Genomic DNA, 3,123 nt, shown 5'->3' with positions numbered 1-3,123 from the left:
CAGAGCGCACGCGGCACCTATGAGGTGCCGGCGGCGCGGGTTGTGCCCCTGCTGTCGAGCCTGCTGGGAACCGGGCGATGAGCGCGTTCGCCCGCGCCCTGTACCGCGTCCGCGGCCCGCTCTACTACGGCGCCGCGCTGGTGCTCATCGTCGGCCTGCTGCTGGGCCTCGTGCTCGACGGCGGCACCGCCGATCGCGTCCGCAGCGCGCTCATGGGCGCCGCCCTCGTCGTGGCGATCGCGTGCGGCATCCTCGTCGCGCTGGGCCCGCGTCTGCTGCCGACGCAGTCCGCCCGCACCGTGCAGTCGCCCGTGCGGGGCCGATGGGTCGCCGTCAACAGCCCCGCATCGGCCGTTCCCAGCCACGGTGTGCGGACGTACGGCCAGGCCTATGCGATCGATCTGGTCTTCGACCCCACCGACAACCCGCGCCCCGCATTCGGGGGTCCGCGGGCGATGCCCCCGGCGTCTGACTATCCCGCCCTCGGTCAGCCCGTGCTCGCGATGATCGACGGAGTCGTCGTTCGGGCGTCCGGCGGGCGCCGCGATCACCGCGCCCGGGCGAACACGATGGGCGTGGTCTACATGACATGGGAAGGCATGCTGCGCGAGATCGGCGGGCCCGGGTTCATCGTCGGCAACCACGTCACGATCCGCGGCGACGACGGCTCCTACGCCCTCGTCGCCCACCTGCAGCGGGGCTCGGTGACGGCCCGCCGGGGTCAGCGCGTGGTCGCGGGGCAGCAGATCGGCCGCTGCGGCAACTCCGGCAACAGCAGCGAGCCGCACGTGCACGCCCAGCTGATGGACCGCGCGTCACTGTGGACGGCGCAGGGTGTGCCTCTGGCGTTCGCCGGCATCCGGACCGACGTCGCCGCCGAGCCGTATGACGGACTTCCGCCGAACGGTGAGCACCTCGTCGCCGGCGTCCGCACCCTCTCGTGAGCGCGGACGGCCGTCACCCGCCCGCGGTGCCAGGTCGAGGACCCCTCGTGGCGCGCCGCGCGGCGGTCGTCATGCGGATGCGCCTGCCGCCCCGGCGCGGGGCCGCCGCTGCCGCCGCGGCGGACGCCCCCGTGCTGCTCGCGGCCGGCCGGCAGCCGCGAGCAGGCTGAACACTCCCGTGAAGAGCAGCCCGGCGAAGGCGTGGAGGAAGCCACGCGTCACAGCCCCCGGCGCGAGGTCGGGATCCCCTGCCAGCAGCGCGATGACGATCCCTCGCTCGACGGCGACGGCACCGACCGGAAGCCAGACGACGAACCACAGTGGGCGCCCAGGGCGGATCAGCAGGCTCACGGTCCACGTGACGAGCACGGCCGTCAGCAGAAGGCTGGAGATGAACACGGGCACCGCGGGGACATCGCTCAGCACCGTCGGGGCCCAGCTGCCGTGCGTCTTCCGAGGCAGCAGAACGAGGGAAACCCGCCCGACTTCGAGCGCGTGCGCGGCGCGGATCGTCTGGCGCAGGGCGAGCACGCCGATCAGGCCGGCCACCACCACCACCGCGCCCCTGGTCGCCATGATGTCCAGGACCAGCCCCGCGAGCGTACGCCTGCGCGTCAACGACGACCCCCTCGTTCCCGTGACGGTGACGAACCTACCGCACGCGGGCAAGTGCCTTGGAAACGACGAAACCCCCGGTCGCCCGGGGGTTTTCGTCTTGCTGGGGTACCTGGACTCGAACCAAGAACAACGGAACCAGAAACCGCCGTGTTGCCAATTACACCATACCCCATCGGTGTGAAGTCACCCTCGCACCGAAGATCAAGCCTACCCGATCCGCGCCGTACGCACCAAACCGGGCACCCCGGGCGTGGCGCGACCGGTCAGGCCGAGCGCTCGACCAGCCCGCCGAGGCGGCGCAGCGTCTCGGCCTTGCCGAGCAGCTCCATCGACTCGAACAGCGGCGGCGAGATGCGGCGTCCGCTCAGCGCCACGCGCAGCGGACCGTAGGCGACGCGGGGCTTGAGTCCCAGCCCTTCGATGAGCGCCGCGGCCAGCGCCTCCTGCACAGCGGCGGCCGTGAAGGACTGCTCGGCAACGAGTTCCAGCGCGGCGACCGATGCCACGAGCACCTCATCGGCATTCGCCGGCAGGGACTTCAGCGCATCGTCCTGGTACTCGATCTCATCGGTGAAGAGGAAGCCCAGGAGCGCCGGGACCTCCCCCAGCAGCTGCACGCGCTCCTGCACGAGCGGGGCGGATGCCGCGATCATCTGCTGCTGCTGCGGCGTCGGCGGGTCGGCGACGACACCCGCGTTCACGAGGTAGGGGACGATGCGGGCTGCGAAGTCCTCGGCATCCAGCATGCGGATGTGGTCGCCGTTGATGGACTCGGCCTTCTTCTGGTCGAACCGGGCCGGGTTGGGGTTGACGTCGACGATGTCGAAGGCGGCGATGAACTCCTCGAGGGAGAACACGTCGCGGTCGTGCGACAGCGACCATCCGAGGAGGGCGAGGTAGTTGAGCAGGCCCTCATGGATGAAGCCCTTCTCCCGCTGCAGGAAGAGGTCGGCCTTCGGGTCGCGCTTGGAGAGCTTCTTATTGCCCACCTCGCCGAGCACGAGCGGCATGTGGCCGAACCGGGGCACGAAGGGGGTGACGCCGGCGTCGATCAGCGCGGCGTAGAGCGCCAGCTGACGGGCGGTCGAGGGCATGAGGTCTTCACCGCGGATGACGTGGGTGATGCCCATGAGCGCATCGTCGACCGGGTTGGTGAAGGTGTAGAGCGGCTGTCCGCCGGCGCGCACCACGACGAAGTCGGGGAAGGAGCCTGCGGGGAAGGTGACCTCGCCGCGGATGAGGTCGACGTAGGTGACGTCTTCGTCCGGCACGCGCAGGCGCCACGCCGGCTCGCGGCCCTCGGCGCGGAAGGCGGCTTTCTGCTCGTCGGTGAGGTGGCGGTCGAAGTTGTCGTAGCCGAGCTGCTTGGCGCGGCCGTTGGCTTCGTTGCGGGCGTCGATCTCCTCCGCGGTGGAGTACGACTCGTAGACGGCCCCCGCATCGATGAGCTGCTGCAGCACGCCGGCGTAGATGTCGCCGCGCTGGGACTGCCGGTACGGAGCGTGCGGACCGCCCTTCTCCACACCCTCGTCCCAGTCGATCTCGAGCCAGGTCAGCGCGT

Annotated in this window: 3 protein-coding genes and 1 tRNA gene; 1 reads left to right on the top strand and 3 read right to left on the bottom strand. The window is 70.9% G+C overall.

Annotated features, from left to right (window positions below; translation table 11 throughout):
• Positions 1-77 precede the first annotated feature (77 nt).
• On the top strand, positions 78-944 hold the full coding sequence (locus tag NQ160_RS21360) for a M23 family metallopeptidase (protein ID WP_257517079.1): 867 nt from the start codon (positions 78-80) through the stop codon (positions 942-944).
• A gap of 69 nt (positions 945-1,013) precedes the next feature.
• Here the strand turns inward: NQ160_RS21360 and NQ160_RS21355 are convergent, their stop codons facing one another.
• From NQ160_RS21355 to gltX, 3 genes are all read right to left on the bottom strand, one after another.
• Positions 1,014-1,562, bottom strand: coding sequence for a hypothetical protein (locus NQ160_RS21355; RefSeq protein ID WP_257517078.1), 549 nt, complete (start codon positions 1,560-1,562; stop codon positions 1,014-1,016).
• A gap of 100 nt (positions 1,563-1,662) precedes the next feature.
• A tRNA-Gln gene (locus NQ160_RS21350) sits at positions 1,663-1,734 on the bottom strand.
• Between the two features lie 91 nt (positions 1,735-1,825).
• A partial coding sequence (gene gltX, locus NQ160_RS21345; protein ID WP_257517077.1) for a glutamate--tRNA ligase occupies positions 1,826-3,123 on the bottom strand: 1,298 nt, incomplete at its 5' end.

This window comes from Microbacterium sp. zg.Y909 (assembly GCF_024626565.1).
The sequence above is the reverse complement of the archived record's forward strand: the minus strand, read 5'-3'. Positions and strand labels throughout refer to the sequence as shown.

Bases quoted from the DNA above. Each gene is read 5' to 3' on its own strand.
- NQ160_RS21360 (WP_257517079.1), top strand. From the start codon at position 78: ATGAGCGCGTTCGCCCGCGCCCTGTACCGCGTCCGCGGCCCGCTCTAC.